Source organism: Parabacteroides hominis (assembly GCF_014287585.1).
GTDB lineage: Bacteria > Bacteroidota > Bacteroidia > Bacteroidales > Tannerellaceae > Parabacteroides > Parabacteroides hominis.
In genome coordinates, this window is the sequence record NZ_JACOOJ010000002.1 from 161,313 (window position 1) to 185,254 (window position 23,942).

13 protein-coding genes are annotated in these 23,942 nt (G+C 45.6%); 3 read left to right on the top strand and 10 right to left on the bottom strand.

What is annotated here, in order from left to right:
• Nucleotide 1 precedes the first annotated feature (1 nt).
• Nucleotides 2-1,846 carry a sensor histidine kinase gene (locus H8S65_RS02120; protein ID WP_186928311.1) on the bottom strand — a complete coding sequence of 615 codons (1,845 nt, stop codon included), beginning with the start codon at nt 1,844-1,846 and terminating at the stop codon, nt 2-4.
• Between the two features lie 168 nt (nt 1,847-2,014).
• Between H8S65_RS02120 and H8S65_RS02125 the strand changes: the two genes are divergently transcribed.
• Nucleotides 2,015-2,647 (top strand): peroxiredoxin, encoded by a 633-nt coding sequence (locus tag H8S65_RS02125; protein ID WP_186928312.1) that lies wholly within the window; start codon nt 2,015-2,017, stop codon nt 2,645-2,647.
• Between the two features lie 253 nt (nt 2,648-2,900).
• On the top strand, nt 2,901-4,184 hold the full coding sequence (locus H8S65_RS02130) for a M64 family metallopeptidase (protein WP_186928313.1): 1,284 nt from the start codon (nt 2,901-2,903) through the stop codon (nt 4,182-4,184).
• A 98-nt stretch (nt 4,185-4,282) separates the two neighbouring features.
• Here the strand turns inward: H8S65_RS02130 and H8S65_RS02135 are convergent, their stop codons facing one another.
• The 6 genes from H8S65_RS02135 to H8S65_RS02165 all read right to left on the bottom strand — a co-directional run bounded on the left by H8S65_RS02135 (nt 4,283) and on the right by H8S65_RS02165 (nt 16,307).
• A complete protein-coding gene (locus tag H8S65_RS02135; protein ID WP_186928314.1) occupies nt 4,283-5,731 on the bottom strand; it encodes a TolB family protein in 1,449 nt (482 codons plus the stop codon).
• Nucleotides 5,732-5,734: 3 nt separating this feature from the next.
• Nucleotides 5,735-7,513 (bottom strand): DUF6057 family protein, encoded by a 1,779-nt coding sequence (locus tag H8S65_RS02140; protein ID WP_186928315.1) that lies wholly within the window; start codon nt 7,511-7,513, stop codon nt 5,735-5,737.
• Between the two features lie 107 nt (nt 7,514-7,620).
• A complete protein-coding gene (locus H8S65_RS02145) occupies nt 7,621-9,342 on the bottom strand; it encodes a RagB/SusD family nutrient uptake outer membrane protein (RefSeq protein WP_186928316.1) in 1,722 nt (573 codons plus the stop codon).
• Nucleotides 9,343-9,356: 14 nt separating this feature from the next.
• Nucleotides 9,357-12,401, bottom strand: a complete 3,045-nt coding sequence (locus H8S65_RS02150) for a SusC/RagA family TonB-linked outer membrane protein (protein WP_186928317.1) — start codon at nt 12,399-12,401, stop codon at nt 9,357-9,359.
• 1,511 nt (nt 12,402-13,912) lie between these two features.
• Nucleotides 13,913-14,881 carry an Rpn family recombination-promoting nuclease/putative transposase gene (locus H8S65_RS02155; protein WP_186928318.1) on the bottom strand — a complete coding sequence of 323 codons (969 nt, stop codon included), beginning with the start codon at nt 14,879-14,881 and terminating at the stop codon, nt 13,913-13,915.
• Between the two features lie 718 nt (nt 14,882-15,599).
• Entirely contained in the window at nt 15,600-16,307 is a 708-nt protein-coding gene (locus tag H8S65_RS02165) for a pirin family protein (protein ID WP_186928320.1), read from the bottom strand.
• A gap of 104 nt (nt 16,308-16,411) precedes the next feature.
• Here H8S65_RS02165 and H8S65_RS02170 point away from each other — a divergent pair, with 104 nt between their 5' ends.
• Nucleotides 16,412-17,905 carry an IMP dehydrogenase gene (locus H8S65_RS02170; RefSeq protein ID WP_186928321.1) on the top strand — a complete coding sequence of 498 codons (1,494 nt, stop codon included), beginning with the start codon at nt 16,412-16,414 and terminating at the stop codon, nt 17,903-17,905.
• Between the two features lie 69 nt (nt 17,906-17,974).
• On the opposite strand, the gene H8S65_RS02175 is transcribed toward H8S65_RS02170, so the two are convergent.
• From H8S65_RS02175 to H8S65_RS02185, 3 genes are all read right to left on the bottom strand, one after another.
• Nucleotides 17,975-20,518: a GH116 family glycosyl-hydrolase gene (locus tag H8S65_RS02175; protein ID WP_186928322.1), complete on the bottom strand. Its 2,544-nt coding sequence runs from the start codon at nt 20,516-20,518 to the stop codon at nt 17,975-17,977.
• Nucleotides 20,519-20,733: 215 nt separating this feature from the next.
• A complete protein-coding gene (locus H8S65_RS02180; RefSeq protein ID WP_186928323.1) occupies nt 20,734-22,167 on the bottom strand; it encodes a Gfo/Idh/MocA family oxidoreductase in 1,434 nt (477 codons plus the stop codon).
• A 66-nt stretch (nt 22,168-22,233) separates the two neighbouring features.
• Nucleotides 22,234-23,940, bottom strand: a complete 1,707-nt coding sequence (locus H8S65_RS02185; protein WP_186928324.1) for a RagB/SusD family nutrient uptake outer membrane protein — start codon at nt 23,938-23,940, stop codon at nt 22,234-22,236.
• Nucleotides 23,941-23,942: the final 2 nt, after the last annotated feature.

Below are 23,942 nucleotides of genomic sequence, written 5' to 3' on the forward strand. Positions count from 1 at the left end.
TTTACGGATGAAGCGGCAATGTAAAACTGAAAGTAGACCCCTTTCCGGCTTTGGACGTCACGGAAATCGTCCCTCCCATTTTAGTGACCAGGCCTTTGCAGATGGCCAATCCCAAACCGATGCCTTGTTTGTTCCCTTTTAGCTGTACAAAGCGGCCAAAGATATTTTCCAACTCGGATTCCGGTATTCCGCTGCCTGTATCAGTCACATAAAAACGAACAAAATCTTCCTGGATTCCATATCCGAAGCGGATGCTTCCTTTTTCGGTATATTTAGCCGCATTCGTCAACAAATTAATCAGAATCTGCATCATCCGGTTCTTATCCACATTCAGGATAATTTCGGGGCAAGGGTCCGAAATCAATATTACATGCTCCGGCACCCGGAATTGCATGGTCTGATAAACATCGTGCATGACCGAAGGCAAATGAGTATCCGCATAAGTGAAAGTCAGCATATCCGATTCGATCTTGGATATATCCAGGACGTCATTAACCAGATTAAGCAATAATTCATTGTTGGCTTTGATCAAGTTCGTATATGATTCCCTAAGTTCCGGATCTTCCTCCTGGCTCAGAAGATCTGAAAAACCGACAATTGCATTCAACGGAGTCCGGATCTCATGCGTCACATTGGCAAGAAAGGTAGATTTGAGGAGATCGGCATTTTCGGCTTTCTCTTTCGCTTTAATCAACGACTCTTCATATTCCACATGTTTCTGGTTATCGATCACACAGCCGACGATCAGATTCGTTTTGCCCTCCTTATCCTTTTCAAACGCCTTACCGATCACCTCGTAGCTCCGGTATCGCCCGTCATCGCCTTTCAAACGGAAATTGACCGAATATTCCTCCAGATCTTTATCCCGGATCTCGTTGAAAAGAAGAAAGAAATCCTGCCGGTCTCCAGGATGGCGCAAGATGGACAAGGAACGACAGATATATCGGTTTCGTTCCAGCAAATGGTTATTCACGCCATAAAATTGAAAACAACGGTTGCAATGCACTTTGTCGCACGTGCGGAACAGTTCGAAATTAAACAAATAAGTTGCGATATGGCTATTATGCAGAGCAAGCTCCATCATGCTGCGGCTTTCGGACAACTGATGGGACAGATTCCGGTTTTCCTTCTCCTTCTCTACGATATCCGATACGTTGCGGATATAAGCCACCACATATTTATGATGGATGGGGACTAATCTTAACTTAAAATAAACGACCGGCGCATTATGTCCGGGGATGGAAAACTCAAGATTAGCGACTTCTGATGTATCTAAGCTCTCCTGCACCATCGAAGCGACCTTTTTTTTAACAGGAGCAGGATATGTGAACCCCGGAAGATCGTCAATACGGCAATTCAAGGCGGCAGGCGTAATGCAAGTCTCAGAAGCATAAGTGATGATACGTTCGACCACCAACCGGTTGTTGATAAGAAGAATGGTATCAGGCACAGATTGGGCGACCTTATCGGAGATGTCTTTCAACTCCCGCATTTTTTTGTCGTACCGCACTATATCCATATCCGACAAATCGCTATCAGTCAGCAATAAGGTATAACCGACAATATTTCCTTCCTGATCAAATCCCGGAATGATCGTATATCCTATCGGTTGATTGTCGGCCAATACACTTCCGTTCTTCAAATGATTTTTCTGCAAATCGGACAAATAATCGTTATCAAACAAGTTATTCAGAATAAAATCATGCTTATTCTGAATACTAAACTTTTCACACAATGTATTATTCATTTCCAGCAAAGAGCCCGATTTATCATACAAAGCACCTCCGGCCGGATAATAAGTAAAAAAGTCCGATAAAAGTATTTGTTTTACAGAAGTCTCATTCATGATATCTTTTGACTTAGAAGATTTATGCAAAGTAAATCAAAGTTTGGAAACAAAGGATATATATTGTGATAAAATAACATTCGTCTTCACCGGCCTTTGTTTTTTAATCAAACCTTTAGAAGCGGGATATTGTTATGAAAGAAATAAAACAAAAAACTTAGTAGCAATATGAAAGCATTAATTGGTAAAAAAGCGCCGGAGTTCCATGCCCCGGCTGTAATCAATGGCAACCAGATTGTCGAAGATTTCTCTCTGGATCAATATTTAGGGAAAAAGTATGTCGTGCTTTTCTTCTACCCGATGGACTTTACGTTTGTCTGTCCGACAGAACTGCATGCCTTCCAGGAAAAGCTGAATGAATTTGAAAAACGTAACGTAGCCGTAGTAGGATGCTCAGTCGATTCCGAATATTCACATTTCGCCTGGTTGAGCCAGGATAAAAACAAAGGTGGAATACATGGCGTCAAGTATCCAATTGTTGCAGATTTTTCGAAAACAATCGCAGAAAACTACGGAGTACTGGCAGCCGATTACCTGACCAACGAAGAAGGCGAAGTGGTAGCCACGGGCGCTCCCGTTGCTTATCGCGGCCTGTTCCTGATCGATAAGAAGGGAAAGATCCGCCATTATGTAATCAACGACCTGCCGTTGGGACGTAACGTCGACGAGGCGATCCGTATGGTTGACGCATTGCAACATTTCGAAGAGTTCGGCGAAGTATGTCCGGCAAACTGGTCTAAAGGAAAAGACGCCATGAAAGCGACCAATGAAGGCGTTTCCGGCTATCTGAGCAGACATTAAGTTATTATCTGTTTGAGAACAGTAGACAGTTGGCCGTTCGTTTGGTATATTCTGTTTTGGTCACCAGATCGTTTTTTGGAGAACAGCCGGCTGTCGCTGTTTATTCTTTCCCTCCTTTATCCTCTTGCATTTATCTGAAATAGGCTCGACATCCAACCGCAGGATAGCATTATATTTAAACGATATCGAACAAGAAATCTATAAAAAGTCTTATATTTGCGAGTAAGAATTACACATAATAATGCATGCTAATATGAAAACTAAGATTTCTCTTTTGCTTCTTGCCATTCTCTGCAACTTCCCTGCATTTGCACAGATTGACTTCGACCAGTTCTTTGAGAAGAAAAGTCTCCGGGTAGATTTCGCCTTGAGCGGTAACCTAAAGTCGCAATCGGCTGCTATCCAACAATTGCGCGAAGAGCCTGTATGGGGCGGTCCTGTAAAAAACCTGATAGACAAGTTCAATTACGGCGGCTATTATATTAATGTATATGACAAGGCTACGGATAAACTGATCTATTCACGCGGTTTCAATACATTGTTCGAAGAATGGCGCTCGACGGAACAGGCCAAGACCGAGACACAGTCATGGACAAACAGCGCTTCCATTCCTTTCCCGAAAGAACCTGTTTATGTCGAGATCACGGCACGCGATAAGGCGGATATGCAATTCCATCCATTGCTGAAACAGGAGGTCGATCCCAAAAGCATCTTCATCGACCGGGGCAAACTGAAGGACAATAAGGTGTACCAGATACAGAAAAGCGGCGATCCGGCTGAAAAAGTCGATCTTGTTTTCATTGCTGAAGGATATACGGAGGACGAGCAGGATAAATTCATATCCGATGCCAAACGTTTTACGGAAGCCCTGTTCGCTACTCCTCCCTATACGACACGCCGGAATGACTTCAATATATGGGCTGTCTGCCTTGTGTCCGAAGAATCGGGTACGGATGTTTCGGGCAAAGGTGTTTTCAAGAATACAGCCCTCAATTCCGGTTATTATACATTCGGCGTGGACCGTTATCTGACAACGCCGGATATGAAATCGATACGCGATGCCGTCTGGAACGTTCCTTGCGACGCCATATTCCTGTTGATAAACACTGATATGTACGGCGGTGGCGGCATGTATAATTTCTATGCTTGCGGGACAGCCGACAATCCGCGGACACCGGTTGTCTTCACGCATGAGTTCGGGCATAGTTTCGCCGGTCTGGCAGACGAATATTTCTCTTCTGAAGTCGCCTACCAGGATTTTTATAACCTGAAATACGAACCGTGGGAGCCGAATATCACGACTTTGGTCGATTTCGACAGCAAGTGGAAAGACTTGTTGCCCGCGGGCACACCTATTCCTACCCCGCTCGATGCCGAGCATAAGGACAAAGCCGGCGTGTTCGAAGGAGGCGGTTACCTGTCCAAAGGCATTTATCGACCGATGGATCATTGTATGATGCGCGATTATGCTCCGTTCTGCCCGGCTTGCTCACGGGCCATTCTTCAAATGATCGATTTCTTAACGGATAAGGAATAAAACCATAGATCTACCCGGTGAACCGTAACCCATAGGGTTAGGAGAGATAAAGCTATGCTTTGGATAACGTAAAGCATAGCTTTGTCCATGAACTTTCATTATTTTAACCGCATCGCCTCCCCGTATTTACTAATATCGATCAAATTAGAAGTTTCCACCTTGATTTTTCCGTAAATGAGTTCGGGGATATTGAAAGAGAAGAGAGAGCGTTCATAATAATCCGTTTCTTTTTGCGGCAACAGGAAAGGCTTTCCGGGAACACCATTCGCATCCAGATAACAAATATAAGGGCGCGTATAAAGCCCGTCGTCCCGGCGGCTGCTGAAAACGAACCACCGGCTGTTGCTGCTCCAGGAATGATAGCTTTCGGAATCGTCGCTGTTCACTTGGAGGAGGGAATCCGTTTTGTGCGTCAGCAGATCCAACAACCGCAAATCCGCATCTTTGTGCCAGATGGAGAAATTGCCATAGTCCGAAACCGTGTACATCAGGAAACGGCCATCTGGCGATACGCGCGGGAACTTTGCGCTTCGTCCTTCTTCCTCCGCGTTGTAAAGCGTATCTATTGCTTGTCCGAAACGATGGTTTTCAGGATCGAAAGCTATGCTTTGCAGGTTGTAGCGGATTTCCCGGTACGACTCAGGCATCAGCTTTGCCGGGGCGGAACAAAAGTACAACCGCCTGCCGTCCGGAGAGAATGCCGGAAAGGTCTCCATATTCCCTTCCGAAGACAAGAGGGGGACCGTTACGATTTCGTGTCTCTCCACGTCATAGACCACGACATCCGATCGGTTGTCGAACACCTCCACCCGGTTTGCATCCGAAAGGTGGAAATCTTGCTTCGTATCGTTTGTCGAGAATGCGACATACCGCCCTGACGGATGCCAGGCGGGATAGACTAAGGCGGAAATAGTCCGTTCAGTCTTCGTATCTAACTTTTCGATATGGCCGTCTGCCAGTATATATGTCCCGGCGTGAATCCCGCGTTGGTGAAAAAGCATCCTGTCCGGATTCTGCATGCAGAAGGAATGGCAATTCATGCAATTATTGTTCGTCGACTTATTGTCAAGAAATGTTTCTTCCGTAAAATCCTCCAGACAACGCTGGTAAATCCCCATCCTGTTCCACATGCGGTAGCCGGGCGCGATACGGCGATAGACCAAATAGGGATCGATTTCATCTTTGACAACCCGGATGGAAAAAGGAGGATATCGAAACCATTTGCCATCTTTGCAGATATAAATCCCGACCGAAAGATTCCCGCCTGCCGATGCGTCCAACAAGCGACGCCATTTCTTCTCCGGGATTTGGAAAGAACCGTTATCCGAATCCACGCGTACTTCTTGCCGATCCTTGCCGGATAAGAGCGCGATTGCTTTGCAAGGTTCTTTCAGCTTGAAGTTCAGCGGGGCGATATTGCAGGGGATCGCGACCTCTTTATAATCGGGAAAAATTTCGATTTCTCCTTCCGCTTTCTCCGCATCGGGCAACAGATTGTTGCAAGACAAAAAGAAAACCATACAAAGCCATAAATAGATGTAATTCATAGGCTATCCATTCAACTTTTTACAATAATAATAGAACCAGAAAGTATCTCCATACTGCCGGTAGAGCCAGGGAAGCCCGTCACTGCTATTCTTGATCTTCGGAATATCCTCCCGGAATTGTTTATACCGCTCCACTATCTCAGGCCGGACGGATATTTTGTCAAGAACAGAGAGATCCCCGACCGCCAAAACCAATGCCGCCTCCTGGAAATGAACAGGAAGGGGGCGCTCTTGTGAAAATGTGCCGGCATGCAACAGGAATGTCCCGAACTTCTCCATTTCCTTTGCCAACAGATAGGAACAACCCAAATATTCCCATGCAACCCGGTTCACGCCAGGTTCCGAAAGATGCCCCGCCCAAAGGCTGTCGATGTCGATCAGGCAAAGCAAATTGTCCGGCTGAAAGGCCGGCATTGTCTTCAAGGCAAGCTCTTCATCCTGCCCTATCCTTTCGGGGTGACGAACATAACCGGCATATTTTTCCGCCCATCGGCGATAACCGGGTAACCGGCGGAGGATGCCCAGATACTTATCAGCCAAAGCAAAATCTCTCCGTATCAGGCTAATCCAGACCAACCGTTGAAGCATACGGGGGCTTCCTCCCCGCTTGGCAAGTGTCAGCCCTTCCATCGCGTATCCTTCCGAAAGGCTGATATCCCCGATCATATAATGGATATCGCTCAAGAGGCAGCTCATATAATAAGTCCGGTCCCAGGAAACCAAAAGGCCTTGCGGCCCCTTCTGGTCATAATGGAACAACCGGTCGCCCAAAACGCCTTTCCGGGCCAATGCCATATTCAAATAGTTAAGGCTGACATAATCCGTCGTCCCCTTCTCCGGATGTTCATGGATAATCGTGTCCCACTCGTTCCTTTGCGCTAAAAGGGACAACTCGTTCATCCGGTTATTCCGCACTTCATACGCTCCGGGCAGGCAAAAGGCGGAAAAGCAAAAAAGGACAATGAGCAAGCCGCCTGCAACAAGTATTTTTACCGGGCGCTTTCCCCAGGGAAGAACTTTCATAGCGAAGGCCGTTACAAACAGAACCAAAAGCAAGATGACAAAACGAATCCAGACATAATACATATAAGAATCCGGCTGCAACTGAGATTCCTGATACCTTTCGGAGTAAATCCCGTCTGTCAACGGAATGCCGATAGCCAAACGAATGCCGATATAGGCCAAAAACAACCCTGTCAAACACACGGCAAGCGAAGCATGCCATTTCTTCCTCCTCCTCTCGCACAAAAGACTCATAAAAACCACGACCAAGCCGTAAAGCGCCGCCAACTGGCCGGCCAAACCATAGAGAAGAACCACGCTTGCCAAACCATAAAGCAATTGCACCGCCGTCCGCCGGATGCGGATAAAAAAATAAGAAAACAGCAGGAGCAGGAAAAGCCCGACCGTTCCGTCCAACACATAAAAAGGGCTGGTATGGGCTTTCAACAATCCTAAAACAGGAAACAAGGCAAGCAGCCCGTTATATCCGCGCGCCGTAATTTCCTGCAAAAGCAGATAACACAAGAAGCCGGTTGCACACAAAAAAGCACTGTTGACCAACAACACAAACAGGGAAGAGGCATAATATTGAACCAAAGCCTGTCCGGCTACCGCACAAAAACCGCCGGGGACAGACAGCATATCGCGGATAACCTTCCATTCAGGAATAAACAACTGCACTTCTTCCTGCCGCTGGAACGTGGAAGTACCGAACGACCAAAAGAAAACCCAAAGCCCGACAAACACGAGCAGCCAGAATACAAGCGTCCTCCCTTTCATTATCCTATTGCTTTCGTTAATAAAGAAATAAAACAAAAGAAGAGAGTATGTCAAAAAGGATTATGACACACTCTCCTCCCTTGGTCTAAAGAGCGAATTTATACTTTCTACTTACTGCCATAACCCGGATTCTGCTCTAACAGGTTATTTGCACCGATCAGACTGTAATGGATCGGGAAACGGTTGAAATTCGGATTATTCGTCGCCTTATGATCCCACCAGTCTTCCGTCACGTAGGCATCCCAACGAACCAGGTCCGTACGGCGGCGTCCTTCGGCCAGGAATTCCAACTGCCATTCGTCCAACATACGGTATTTGTCCAGATTAGCAACCGTTACCGGATCAGGATCGACTCCGTCTTCGAAGTAACGTTTACGAACCGTATTGATCAGATCGGCAGCTCCCTGCTTGTCACCGGCACGCATCTTGCATTCGGCCAGCATATAATAGATCTCGGCCAAACGGATAACAGGACAGTCGGGATCGCCCTTACGTTTAAACTCTTCCTGGGTAGGACGCGGACTGCGTTTCGTCACACGCACACAAGAGTTTTCTTCTGCCGTTGCAATCGTGGAAGGCAAGGATGCCAGATCCGGATACTGGGGATCTTTCCCCACTTTTGCAAAATAAGCCACTTGGTCGACAACCGTGATGACCTCACCGGCATACTCACGCGTGCCCGTACAAACCCATTCCGGATTCAACGGATTCACTAATTTGCCGACGATAAACATACCGCGGTATTTGCCGTTGCCTTCATATACATACGGCTGTTTACGGATATCTTTATCGTTGAACTTCGCATATGCTCCACCCAACTTATACGGATAGCGTTTGCCGGTCGGGTCCAGACTCGGAATCAAACCGATACCGTTATCCGAACCGGAACCTTCCAACCCTCCCAAATAATTCTTATAGTTGTAAGGGACCTGCCATCCCCAATACATGGCATCCGTTTCCGTCTTTGCATTCTGGCTCGGTACGGACCAGATAATTTCAGGACAACGTTCGTTGTCGAATCCGAAAATATTCGTCCAATCCGATTCCAAAGCATACTGGCCATATTTGCCATCGATAATATCCTGACAAATCTGGGCTGCTTCCGTAAACATTTCCTTGCCGATATAAGACTTGGCATTGAAATACAAGCGAGCCTGCAAAGCTGCTCCGGCAGCACGGTTGATCGAACCGGTTTCCATCGCGCCCAATGTCTCCTTGACCGGAAGGTTGGGAACGGCAATCTTCAATAAGGAGTCGATGAAGTTGAATGTCTCGACATCGGTCGAACGTCCTTTCACCTCGCTCTGGGTAGTTGTGTAGAGAGGTACTCCTCCGAAGAAATCCAAACCGTCTATATAGAACGAAGCTGCCAACGTACGTTGCTGGTTCAACATGGATTCGCGTGTGCCCTCAGGAAAACCAAGCGCGTCAAAATCCACATTTTCCAAATCTTCCAACGCATCCCAAGACAAAGCGACACCCATCGCGAAGTTGGTCCAACCGGTTTCTACGCGTGTCATATCTTCCGTATATTCATGATGGTGGAACTTTTGATAGTTCGCCCCGTCATACCAGTCGCTACCACGTGTCGGCAGACAATACTCATCGGTTCCCAACTCTTGCAACGCCCACCGGGGATTATCATGGGCGATATACCAGCGCCAGTGTGTGAACGGACGGTTGAAACGTTGCCATACGGCATCTTGTGAGCTATAGAACGTTTCCGGGACCACCTGCGAATAAAAATCTGGTTCGACACTACAGGAAGTAGTGCATAGCAGGCAGATCACTCCGGATAAAAATAATTGGAATATATTTTTCTTTTTCATCTTACAATCTTGTATTAGAAGTTAAACTGCATACCTAACGTCCAAGTACGGGTGACCGGATAGAAACGTTCCGTATCCCAGAATTTTTCCGTGCCTTGATCCCAACCGGTGATATTGACTTCCGGATTCATACCGCTATAGCCGGTGATTGTACATACGTTTCCGACTGTACCGTAAATACGGATACGGTCGATCAAATTGTTCGTATATTTCTTCATCGGGAGCGTATAACCTAACGTGATCGCATCGATCTTCAGGAATGTTCCATCTTCCAGATAGTAATCGCAGACCTGCTTTTCACCTTTGATATGGTTGAACTTGCCGTAAGCGTCTTTCAGGACGTTCAGGTTTCCCTGTCCCTGGATGCCATAATACATATTAATCGTATTATATACGTCGAAATCGATCCAGCTACGCAGGTTGATGCCTAAATCGAAGTTCTTGTACGTCAATGTATGACTCCATCCGATAATCAGTTTCGGAGTATAGTTGCCAATATATTGCTTGTCGTTTTCCGTTTTCTGTGCAGCCGGAATCACTTCACCGTCCTTGTTATAGAGCAAGAAACTGCCTTCATCGTCAAAACCGGCAAACTTCCAAATATAGAAAGAACCGATTGTCGATCCTGCTTCCATACGGGCGGCATCGCCCGGAGTACCCGGAGCCACGAAACCATTGCCGTTATGATACGAGTTATCGCCTTCCAAAGTCAGGATCTTTCCTTTATTATGGCTCAGGTTCATATTGGAAGACCAAGTGAAATCTTTCGTACGGATAATGTCGCCTCCGACTTCAAATTCCCAACCTTTACTTTCCATGCTACCGATGTTTTGCATTTGAGTCCCTTGCGTATAAGGCGGTTGCGGCACTTTTACTTCAAACAGCAGGTTGTCCACCTTACGACGGTAGTAGTCAAACTTGCCATACAGACGACCGTTAAAGAAAGAATAATCGGCCCCCAAGTTCCATTCCTTCTTTTCTTCCCATCCTAAATTCGGATTGACATTTTGCGATTTCCCGTACGAATACGCCCATGTTCCGTCCGGCAACATCCAGTTCGTATCGGAAGCTAACATATTAGCCATATACGTCGAACTAAAATCGTTATTACCGGTCACACCATAACCGAAACGAACCTTCAAGTCGTCCAGCCATTCGAAATCTTTCATAAACTCTTCGTTCGAGATACGCCAACCGGCCGTTGCAGACCAGAAGTTCGCCCAGCGGTTGTCGGCCGCAAACTTGGAAGAACCCTCATGACGGATAGAAGCGGAAAGCATGTATCTATCTTGATAAGAATAATTGGCACGGGCAAAAAGGGAGAACAAACGTTCCGTAACGAATTTTTCTGAGCTCATGCCGGCTTTGCCATCAGACAGATAACTACCCTTGCCTATATCCCAATACTTGATACCATCGACAGAAAAGTCGTAGTTGTCCATATTGAATTTTTCCCGGTTATATTCAAAATAAGAATAACCGGCAGTCATATTCAGGCTATGTCCGCCTTTCAATTCGGTAACATAAGAAAAATATCCTTCCGAAGTCAGTCTCTCTTGTTTATCGAAAGCCAAATAAGCATGTCCCTTACGGGAATTATCCAATTCCCCACGATGTGTACGGGGCCAATATTTATGTTCTTCCCATTGTCGGTTTTCAAACCCAACAACCTGCTGATAGTTCAAACCCGGAATGGGCTTGATATTCAATTTCAAGTTTACTTCCGGCTTGAACCATTTATCCAACCCGTAGAAATCTTCCAGCATGACATCCGCCACAACGTTATAGTCCAACGATTCGTTAAGCCAGACATTATAACCGGACTCGCTCTCCGGGTCGTACGGCGAGCGGGTCGGATTGTTACGCATGGCCTGCTGGAAATTGGGAAAGTGGTTGTTACGGGCAGCTTGGCGGTAATCTACGGCCGGACGCACTTCCAACCAGTCGTCGAATAACTTGAAAGAGGCATTCACGCGTCCTCCATAATCCTGGCGTTCGTCCTGCAAAGCGATACCCTGGTTCTTTTCATAAAAGAAAGAGGTATAGACTTGCGCCTTTTCCGTACCCATTTCCAATGCCAAGTGATGTTTTTGCGAGAAGTTATCCTTATTGATCATCTCGTCCCACCAGTTTGTGTCGGAACCGTAATCCGTACCGATATTATGTTCAGCATATTCGCGTCCGGACAACATCTCCGGAGCATTGTAGTTCTGCTTCTTCGTGAACTCGTTGCTATACGTCAGTTTCACTTTTCCATTCGTGTCCGAACCGCTTTTGGTCGTGATCAAGATTACGCCGGCAGCCGCACGAGTACCGTAAATAGCACCGGCTGAACCGTCTTTCAAAACATCGATAGACTTGATATCATCTTGCGTCAGCGAACGAATATCGCCACCGGGAAAGCCGTCGATCACGACGAGAGGTTCTTTTCCTGATTTGATAGAGGTCATACCACGCAACTGGAAAGTCGTTCCAGCATTGGCGCTACCCAAGTTATACATCACCAGACCTCCGATCTTACCTTGTAGGGAGGTCGAGATATCCGCCCCGCTCACACCGACCATCAAGTCATCGGCTTTCAACGAGGTGATTGCACTGGTCACCTGCTTCTTGTCCAAAGAGCCGTAACCGATCACCACGACTTCTTCCAATGCTTTGGCGTCTTCAACCAGCTTCACATGAATAGTCGCCTGATTGTTTACTTTCACTTCCTGGGTTATATAACCGATAAAGGAAATCACTAAAGTCGAGTTATTGGGAACATTCTGCAAAACGACTTTCCCGTCCATGTCCGAGATATTTCCGTTTGTAGTTCCTTTCACGACAACATTAGCTCCTGCTACCGGTCCCATTTCATCCTGAACCATAATCGTTATAGTCCTCCCGACTTGGTTCGTCACAGTATTCTCAATCCGATTCGAGGTTAACAATTCTACATTCTCACCGGTCGCAAATACTCCAGTCGTCAAACAAAAGAGCAATCCGCAAGTGACTTTCGATATTCGAGATATTGAACCTTTCCTTCTTAGAGGATGGTCACAATTCTGTTTTTGTTGCATTTTCTTGTATTATTATAAGAAGGTTAATAATAAATAGATTTAAGCCATAATCTTTATCAGATCAATACCGAGGCAAAGATGCCTCATTTAAAAAATTTCACATTTTACGTCATAGGCCTACAGATTTAAATTGTCCATATAATTTTCTAATAAACTTCTTCTATCAAAAAAGACTATAGTTCTTGGAGAACTACGGCCTTTTTGAGGTTATTCTCATTAAATTACGGAAAGGTGTCAACCTACGGATATTTGTTTTATTATTTTTCTCAATGAAGTAAATAGCTATTTATCAATATATTATTCAATTCCTCACTATAGAACATCTTAGTATTATAATATTTTTTGTTTGAAATTGATATTTTTTGTTTAGTTTTACAACCAATATAAGATGTTGTTAAAAGAAGGAGCATCTTATATTAAGATATTTGAATGTGTTTTTGATAATTATTTATTTATGGTGCTTTGTGCGTTATATGAAAAGCCGTAGTTCTCCAAGAACTCGGTGTGAAGTACAAACATAAATTGACCTCTCGCAAACTTCTGTCATTTACCAGAGCCGCACCAAAATATTTCCTTGTATAAATGTTTCACTTCTGGCAGTATTTGAACCGCTAAATGAAGATTTGTCGGTGTGATCCCTGTTCCCGCGCTTGACGCGGGATCGCATTAGGACCGGCCATATAAATATCGATCGATAAGGTCTGTTCTTTTGCGATCCCGCGTCAAGCGCGGGAACAAGGTAGTTAAATCATCATTTACAGGTTCAAATATTCTTAGATTATCCTCTAAATCCCCCCAGGTTGTTTTATTTAATTAGGGTTCACACTATTCGGATGACTCTGTAGATCAGCATGTTGCTGTGAACCCTGTGAATGCAAGATAAAAAAAGGCGGGATCGATCGATAGGATTGGCTGATCGTAATCCGGTTTCACAGCCTTCACAACAAATTACTGGCCATTAGTCTTTTACCGCCGTGAACCCTGTTTTTTAGTTTTGTCATATAAGGGCTTGGATTGGCTCCTGTCCCATAAAATATAGGTTATAGGCTAAAAAATACAGCCTTTAGCCTGTCCGGGAAAAGCCTATAGGGTAGCAGGAAAAAGGTAGGCATCTATCCGGCAACCGATGCCTGTCTTTTCGGGAAGCGACAGGCATCTATAGGAACAACTTCACATAAGAGCTTTGAGTCTGATAGACGTAGATTAAAATAAATAAACAGGATTTTTTGACGCGGATTTCGCGGATAACGCGGATTAAACACCTGATACATATTTCTTATCGCGTTATTCGCGAAATCCGCGTCAAAATTATATTAGCGTCTATCAGACTCATATTCTGGCAGATTTGAATCAATTTTAGGCACGGATTTCACGGATTACACGGCAAGAAGTTTTTTTCAAAACATATTTAAACCGTGTAATCCGTGAAATCCGTGCCTAAAATATAGGTTCAGTTTTTCTTATATCCGAACCTTACCCGTACCAATAAAGAGAAACGAATATAGCCTTCCTTATAAAGACCGGATTATTTCTTCGCTTAAGCCGGTGCACTTTGCTATGGTAGCAACGTCTACACCCGTATCTTTCATTCTGGCAGCGACTTGGCGCATGCCTTCGGCTTTTCCTTTCGCCTCACCTTCAGCAAGGCCTATGGCTTTTCCTTCAGCGATTCCTTCCGCTTTGCCTTCTATTCTCCCTTCCCATTTGGCCGTGTCGATCACGTCGTTTTGGATCATGATGGCGTCGAGATGGCGATCGTAGATAAGGCGTTCCTGGGGCGACATCGAGTAATATTTTAACTTCTCGCGGGCTTCCTTCAGGCCCGGTGCGGTCGTGTCCGGACGGATCGTGCCGTCTTTCAGGTATTCGATCCATTCGTCCAAAGGGGTGAGAGCTACTTTGTCGAACTCGTTTACACGGACTAAGATATATTCGGGGAAGATTTCGGCGGGAAGGCGAGAGACGAGGACATCGCGTTCGCGCGTGTTGACACGCAGGTGGTCGCCCGTATGCACGCCGATGAAATGGTTCTGCCCGTGATAGATATAGTCCGTCCCGATGCCGATGTCGAAATAAAGGATGCTGATGGAGTAGACTTTCTTGATTTTCTCGTAGCCTTCACCTATGGAGATATGTTCGGTGATAGCTTTGGCGACGCCGTAGAGGATGCGTTCCAAGTAATGCAGTTCGCGTGTGTTCTGTATCTCGACGAGGATGATTTCGCCTTTGCTGTTCAAGGCTTTGATGTCGACGCGGTTGAACTTGTCATCGGCGCTTTCCTGGTTGCCTTCGCTTTCGAGGATTTCGACGATCTTGATTTCTTCGTTCAGCATGACGGTCAGGAAACCGTCGAGCACATCGAAATTAGCCTTCTGGCGCAACAAACGCTTGATGGCCCAGTCGAAGCGAATATACCTGTCCTGCAACTCTTTTCTTTCCATCTCTTCCATGATTTTCAGATCTGACTCTTCCTTTTTCATAGTTACTGTTTTATTAGTTATTACTTATCCACAAATATACATATTATTTATGTACGGGCAACGGATCGGGAAGAATGTTTCGGATATCGGCAGAAATGAATCATTTATGCAAGGATATATTTTGGTGCGGTTTCCCTGGTCATTTACTGTCAATTTGATTTGTTTTGAGCATATTAGCTAACATGTATATCCCAACTTTTCTTTTTTTAGACTAAAGATCACTTGTTTTTGTACCATTTCCTTCAAATCATCTAAATGATTTTTCAAATGATCTGAATGTTTTGGCACAAACATTTGGATCTTTAAGACAAGCCATTCGGATGAATCCCAAAAATCATTCAGATGATTTTGCCGGACAAACTAAAACAGAGAGAAAAAAGGCAATAGAAAGGCTTATGGGAGACCGCCTGAAGCTATTTTAACACCTCACAAGCCCTATGGAGAAGACATTTTAGGATTGACGTTTTGACTGAAATCCATCCTTTCGACCGACACTCCGATTCATTTTTCCACATCATCTCGGTTTTTCAAAAACAGAAAAAAAGCATTCAGGCGATCCTGTGAACAAAATGGCAATGGTTAATGCTATTTCCTTGTCCCAATTGTAATCATTCCGGCAAGGGGAAGCATACAGACGAATATAAGAATAGCAAATCTGGCATTTTGACAAATTGTTTTTATCTTTATCTGTACGAAACAGAAAATCATAAGACAGAGATCACTCCATCGGAACCTCCATCAAAAGCACGGTCGCGTGTTTCAGCACCTCTATGGCAATGCTATCGGTGTCCCAGAAGCCCGCGCCGTCACGTTTGGAAAGGACTGTGTTGGCAACCTCCACTTCACCTTCGATCACAAACAGGTAAACGCCGTTCTTCTTGCTATGCAGTTTGTATTCCTTCACCAGTCCCGCATCCAACGTTCCCATCGAGAACCACGCATCCTGGTTGATGGAAGCCGGGGCGGAACCGTCCGGCGCAATCATCAGTCCCAACTCATTCTTCTTCAGGACGGGACGGATATCATAGCTCTTATAATGAGGTTCCGTATTTTCCTCACGCGGGAACACCCAGATCTGAAGGAAATCCAACTGCTCTTCACCGCTGTCGTTGAACTCGCTATGGAAAATTCCCGTACCCGCACTCATCACCTGGATATCACCCGGAGTGATCACTTCGCTGTTCCGGATGCTGTCACCGTGACGCAGATAGCCCTTCAACGGGATAGAGATTACTTCCATATTCTTGTGTGGATGTGTATCGAACCCTTCTCCCGGAGCGACAGAGTCGTCATTCAGGACGCGAAGCATGCCAAAATGCACCCGCTTCGGGTTGTAGTAATTGGCAAAACTAAATGTATGATGGGTCTTCAGCCATCCATGATTTGCATACCCGCGAGTATTAGCTTTATCCACTACTGTTTTCATAAATAATCCTCCTTTGTTAATTACGTTTATAGAACATTATGAAAGGAAGAAAAGTTTTTAGTACTTTTGTACCCTAATAAAATCATCCAGTAAATATAAACACTATGGCAGTTTACTTAAACGATGTATCAAGAACATTCGGTGAATACTTGCTTATTCCCGGTTTAACCACCAAACAATGTGTGCCAACCAACGTTTCGCTGAAAACTCCGCTTGTGAAACACAAAGTAGGTGAAAAGCCTGCGGTCGAACTAAACATTCCTTTCGTTTCAGCGATCATGCAATCTGTGTCCGGCCCCAAATTGGCCATCGAACTGGCCCGCAACGGAGGATTGTCTTTTATCTTCGGTTCGCAACCTATCGACAGCCAGGCCGAAATGGTTCGGAGAGTAAAGAAGTTCAAAGCCGGATTCGTAATCAGCGACTCCAATCTGACTCCCGAAAATACGCTGGCAGATGTAATCGCTCTGGTACAGCGCACCGAACACTCCACGATCGGTGTGACGGACGACGGTACTCCTAACGGTAAATTGCTGGGAATGGTGACCAGCCGCGACTATCGTGCAGAAAAGGATTCCCCCGACAAGAAAGTGAAAGAATTCATGACCCCGTTCTCCAAACTGATCGTCGGTGAACTGGGTATGACGCTGAGCGAAGCCAATCAGATCATCTGGGACCACAAACTGAACACGTTGCCGATCATCGACAAGGAACAGAACCTGCAATATTTCGTCTTCCGCAAAGACTACGACAGCCACCGCGACAATCCGAAAGAGCTGTCCGGCAGCGATAAGAAGTTGCTCGTTGGCGCCGGAATCAATACGCGTGACTATATGGAACGTGTTCCTGCGCTGGTTGAAGCAGGTGTCGATGTTTTGTGTATCGACTCGTCCGACGGCTACTCCGAATGGCAGCAGGAAACACTGCAATGGATCAAGAAAACGTATGGCGACAAGGTGCTGGTCGGAGCCGGTAATGTTGTCGACAAGGAAGGGTTCGACTATCTGGTCGAAGCCGGAGCCGATTTCATCAAGGTGGGTATCGGTGGCGGTTCCATCTGTATCACCCGTGAACAGAAAGGTATCGGTCGCGGACAGGCTACCGCATTGATCGACGTAGCACAGGCACGCGACGAATATATGCAGAAGACGGGTATCTATGTGCCTATTTGCAGCGACGGCGGCCTGGTACATGACTATCACATGGTTCTTGCTTTGGCGATGGGTGCGGACTTCCTGATGATGGGACGTTATTTCGCCCGTTTCGACGAATCACCTACGAAGAAAATGAAGATCGGTAACAGTTTCGTAAAGGAATATTGGGGCGAAGGTTCTAACCGTGCCAAGAACTGGCAGCGTTATGATATGGGCGGCAACGAATCGTTGAAATTCGAAGAAGGCGTCGACAGCTATGTTCCCTATGCCGGTAAGATGAAAGATAACCTCAACGTGACATTAGGCAAGATGATCGCCACGATGTGCAGTTGCGGAGCTATCACCATCCCCGATTTGCAGAAGAACGCCAAAATCACATTGGTTTCTTCAACCAGTATCGTGGAAGGCGGTGCGCATGATGTGATCTTGAAAGAGCAGAACTAAACTTCCATAGCTGTATAAAATAAAAAAAGAGCCAGGTACGCGTACTTGGCTCTTTTTTTACGATCCTATTTAAAGGAAGTCTATTGTTTGCTTCTCTCCTGCTTCAAGTGAAAACCTCTTCAACCGTTTTTCCTTGTCGCCTATCACTAACTTATCCAACAATAAAGATCCCTTCAGCACTTCCAGGGTGACAACTTTATCCGCAACGGAACAAGTTCCCCAGGCATAACCGTTACTCCAGAAATAACATCCCGGCCGATCCGTGAAATGCATCCGGCGATCCACTCCCGAATACCGGAAATCGCTCAACGCGATTACTGCCGCCCAACTTGCCATCGAACGGGCGTAATGATGTCCGCACTCCGCCTCGCTGAACGGATTACGCTTCGCCCCGTCATGACGATCGCGAATCGCACGGATGCAGGTCAGGGCTTCATCTTCCATGCCTTCGTATATCATACCGGCAGCGGCACAGTATTCGAAGCCGGTCATCACTTCGGCAAAGTAAGGGAAAGGAACTTCCAGACGTCCTTTCGGCCAGGAGGCCATTAACAAGCCGGACTCATCGCCCATCACATACGAACGCATATTATTAAAGTGACGGCTGAAATCCTCCACATAATTATATTTCATGATGCTTCCCAATGTCGTACGGATATGATCCTTATCCCCCAGATAACCTAATCCGCAAATATGAGCCATATACTGCCCGACCAACTGATCGACCAGGCAACCTTTTCCCAACTGGAACGGCGGGAGCTTCACGTCCGGATTCCGCATATCCAGATATTCAAATGTTTCGGGATCGGTTATCTTATGCTCATAATATTCCCCGTTAAACAGATTGGTATCCATCCAGGCGCTTCCCTGCCGGAACAAAGTATTGCATTTCCTGGCAAACGACTTATCCTTCATGGCTAAAGCCATTTTCTCAGCCGCCTTCAAAGCCCCCATGTACCAGAAGCCCATTTGGGGATTCGGACCGAAATAGTTCACATCCATCGTGTTATGCTGCGAACCTTCCATAACGCCGTCCTGATTGCCGTCCCAACCTTTGTCGATCCAGGCATAAGCAAGCACTTTCTTGACTTGCCCCCAATTCTTTTGCAGGAAGGCCTCGTCTCCCGACAGTTGCCAATCCCGGTAAATCTTCATGACACACCCCATCTGGCCGTCCGCCGCAGCCGAGTTTCCTTTCGCAGCTTCCGACAAGGGCAAGGAGGCCCGGAAATTCATCAGCCCGTTTTCTTTCGTCGCATGGTTGAATTCCACATCGCGCATCGTCTTTGCCAATTCGCCGAACAGGAACGGAGTCGCCACCTCATAATTCCAAACATGCGTACAACTGCCGGCGCAAGAGCCAAAACGATCCATCACGCCTTCCCATCCCATCAAATGTCCGCTGGGCAAACGGAAGACCGTCTGCGAACGCAAGGTTGCCAGATTAAACAAAGCAGCCTCTTTGACAACGTCGGGATAAGTCGATTTCAGAAAGGCATTCACAAAAGAGAGCGTCTGCTTTTCCAGTTCCGGGATGCGGGGTACTATTGTCTCTGCCGCTTTCCAAGCATCCGGGAACTGAGTGCTGTAATAGTTCCCGACAACCGTTTCCGACCAGGCTTTCCGGTTCGGGAAATTCCAGGTCAGGTAGAAAGTAAATGTTTCCGTACTGCCAGGTCCAATCGTCTTCTTCACTGCCAGCGAGGCCATCGGGTCTTCATCCTCCTGTCTGTCCCGCTCGGTCAGTTCACCGTCGGCACTGAAATCATCCCAGAAATTAAGAATACCGTTATTCCAGTCATCCGCCCGCGAAGAAGTCCGGAAAGTCACCCCTTCGACCGCCTGAGTTGTCAGAGCCACCGTTCCATAGGCCGGATCATTTTTATCCACTCCGTCCGAATACAGGTAAAGGCCTTGCAAACCGTTCTTTTTACGAAACCGGTTTCTATTCTCTTTTACGCCTACAGGAATGAAATCACCTTTCCAGTCTGTCCGGAACTTACTGCCATCCTTCCCTATAAAATTGCGCATCGAGCCACAGACGGCTACTTCCAAAGGCCGGTCGGTCGTATTTGTCACCTCATAAGCCAATACGGCAACCGGCAAACCACTGGCATCCGCATCTCCCGGCACGAACGGGTTGAACCCTTTGACCGTCACTTTCACCGGCAACTGCCGGTCGGAAAGATGCACCTGTCCGAACGGATAAGCCGCCTCGAAAGCAGCATCGGCAAAACGCGGCATACCGTGATGGTTCACCGGCCTCCCCTCATAATGCAAATATTCCTGGGGGTATAAAGGGCCCGCAAGCAGGGTAGTCATAGCCTCTCCCGCCTGCGGTTTTGCATAAATCGCAAAGAAAGGCGCATTATTGCCGGTCGTCACCGTGCTATATTTTTTACCAGGGACATTCATAATCTCCCAATCCCGCAACTCTCCCCGCCCCCCCAAAGAGACAGTTCCGGTCCCGATTCCACCCAAAGGCAATGCCACCTGGTAAAGATGATCCCGGTCATATCGCTTCAAAACCGGCCACGCCTGCGGCTTCCACTCCTGAGAAAAAACGGCTCCGGAAACAAACGTACAGATAGTAAGTAGTTTTAATTTGTTCATGATACCAAAATTAGTTCAAGGCATAGAATACTGAAAGGGCTAATATACTTAAATATTATCTATTCTGGCTTTTTTTCAGGGAAAAGATAACCGATAGACCATATCTTACTTTGGAAAATTATAATCTCGAACAAATCCAAAACCTCACTACACAAAAAGAGGTGGCATGCAAACATTGTACAACACCACCTCTTTTAATATCGGATACAAAATACCTATACAATATAATACTGCTCCCAGCCTTCACGAGGTTGTTCGCCTATTAACATTTGATTTGCAACCGGATCATTACTGATCTGTTTCGACTCACGGTCAAAAACCAACTTTCTATTCAGACGTTGCGCCAATACTCCAAGACAAAAAACTTGGCTTAAAGGACCTGCCACAGAAAAAGGAGAACGAGTTTTTTCTTTTCCCTGACATGCTAATAAAAAGTTAGTATAATGATCTGATGGGCTTTTTTCATACTCCGGTAAAACAGGATTCATCTCTTTTGCTATTTTATCCGGAATAACAGACAATGTACTTCCATGAGATCCTCCCTTAAATGTCAGTGTTTTCGTATAAATCTCTTTACCGGGATTCAAATTCACCAATTGTAATTTTCCCCCGTTTACAGATGGAATATTCGGATCTACCTCTGATGTACCATAATTTTCAGGAACAGCCGGAATATTATCCAAACCATCATACCAAGTTACGTCTACCGCCGGCATATTATTCCGTTCAGGGAATTTAAAAAGGATTGTAGACGACATCGGATAAAAAAACGGATTATGATCTTTCAGATATAACGGATTAATTTCATTAGGCAAACCTAAATCAAGAAATTCATGAGCCGTATCTAAAAGATGCGCTCCCCAGTCACCCAAAGTCCCCATTCCAAAATCATACCAGCAACGCCATTGTCCCAAATGATAATCATGATTATATTCGTGATAAGGCCGTACGCCAAGCCAAGTGTCCCAATCCAATGATTCCGGAACAGGTTCACCCATCGGCAAATGCTTAATATTCGGATTCCAACCATGCCAACGACGAGGATTATTCATGTGAGCAGTAATTGCTGTGACATCTTTTATTAATCCTGCCTCTTTCCATGCTTTAAACTGAAAATAATTCGCCTCCGAATGTCCTTGATTTCCCATTTGAGTAACTACCCCAAATTTCTTTTCCGCCCGCATCATCAGCTCTACTTCCTGGAAAGTACGAGCCATCGGTTTTTCTACATAAACATGCTTTCCATGAGCCATTGACTCAATAGTAATCGGAAAATGAGAATGGTCAGGAGTACAAACCGTGACAGCATCAATTTTATCCGCCATCTTATCAAACATCTGACGAAAATCCTGAAAACGAGGAACGTCCGGAAACATGGAAATAATCTTCTGTGTATGCGGTGCTCCCATATCGACATCACAAAGAGCAACCACTTCACACAGTCCGGTCTTAAACATCCGTTGTGAAATATCGGCTCCCCGGTTACCGATACCTATAAAAGCTACTCTCACTTTATCATTTGCGCTCACACGGGGGGCTGCTGAAGCAGCATTCGCTTTGGGAATCCAAAATGAGGGTATCGCCGATACCGCTGAAAAAGCCAAAGCTTGCCTAAAAAATGAGCGACGTGAAATAATATCCGACTTCATTATCTTTATAAATTCAAATTAAACATCAATAAACCATATCACAAACAGCTTTGAAATACATACCTATCAATTATAACCTGGATTTTGTGTCAACGCACCTCCAGTTGCATCAATTTCTGTTTGAGGAATCGGCCACAGGATGTTATAGTCTCTCACATTCATAGCCGGAGCCTGCGGATTATCGTTGTACTTCCTCAGATATTCAAGGAATTTGCCAGTGCGACGCAAAACCACATCGCGGATTTCTTCCGTATACAATTCACGGACTCGTTCGTCCAATAAATAATCGATCGAAACATCACTTGCAGTGATCGGCTTTGCGTTCGCACGTGAACGGACCACATTGATATCATCTGCCGCTTTTTGCATTTCACCCAACTGGATATATGCCTCAGCTCTATTCAAATAAGTTTCCGCCAATCGCATAAAATAACAATCTTTCCACGTATATCCAGCACCACTGCGAAGAGGTTCAGCCTGAACATGACAAGGATCACCGACCTTTCCGATCCAATAAGGATAAATATAATTACATGTATCCTTCATCTGGTTACGACCATTCGTACCATAACTGCCCCACAAACTGAAATCGATCGCTTGTCCGTTATAAGGGGATTCCGGATTTTGGAAATAGTAGGTTCGTTTGATGTTATGAGGAGCATTCCGCATATCATTGTTCCAATCCGATTCCCAAACATTATGCGTTACATAATAAGTCGGACGCGACCAGGAAACCGGACGACTCAACGTATCTGTATATCCCGTATATTTACCATCGATCAATTCACCTAATATACAAGTATATCCGGCAGGATCATTTCCTAAAGAATAATAACGGGGACCATGACGGCGAGGACCGTTATTTTTACCTCCTCCATCCGATAAGTTGGCAGCAAACTGAGCGACCCAGATAGCTTCTTTGTTTTCATTCAAATTCTGATTTCCATAAGCAAACAGATCCAAGAAGACATCACCTGTGCCAAACACATCGTTTGTCGAACCGAAACGTTCGGTCATCAACCGATAACCAAAATCTTCAATCACATGTGTAGAAGCATCAACCGCTTTCTGATACTCACCTGCTTGCAAATAGACTTCAGACAATAACTGATAAGCAGCGCCTTTCGTGATACGTCCCTTTTCATCTTCTTTACCGGGATCAGGAAGATGCTGGGTAGCAAAAAACAAATCGTTTTCTATCTGGGCATACACCTCTTTCAAAGGGGTACGGACAAAATCAGTCTTAGGTGTACTCACAGCCTCTGTCACCAAAGGAATATCCCCATAGAATGAAGCAAGCAAACGATAAGCGTAGGCACGGAAGAAAAGAACTTCTCCTTTATACATTGCCTGCTGTTCAGCACTTTCCCAGCCAGTTGTAGCTTCATTATCGATATAAAGCAACAATTCATTGGAACGACTGATCAGCATATACATGTTGTTCCACAATTTATAGAACAGGCTATTAGTCGGGGTCAACACTTCATACGTCACCCCTCCCGGATTCTCCCCGTTATAACTGACATCTGCCATCGAACTATAAAAATAGACAATGGCATCATCCCCATAATACAACGCATCACGCAGATAGTTGTGAAGTCCGTTTATTCCTAATTTAATACCCGAAGCTTCCGTATAGGTATTCTCAGGAGACAAAAAATCCAACGGTTTCTCTTCTAAAAAATTCTCATTACACCCTAACAATCCACCCAGCAAGAGTGTCATTGCCACTAATTTAGAAAAGATCGTATTTGGTATAAAATTGTATTTCATAA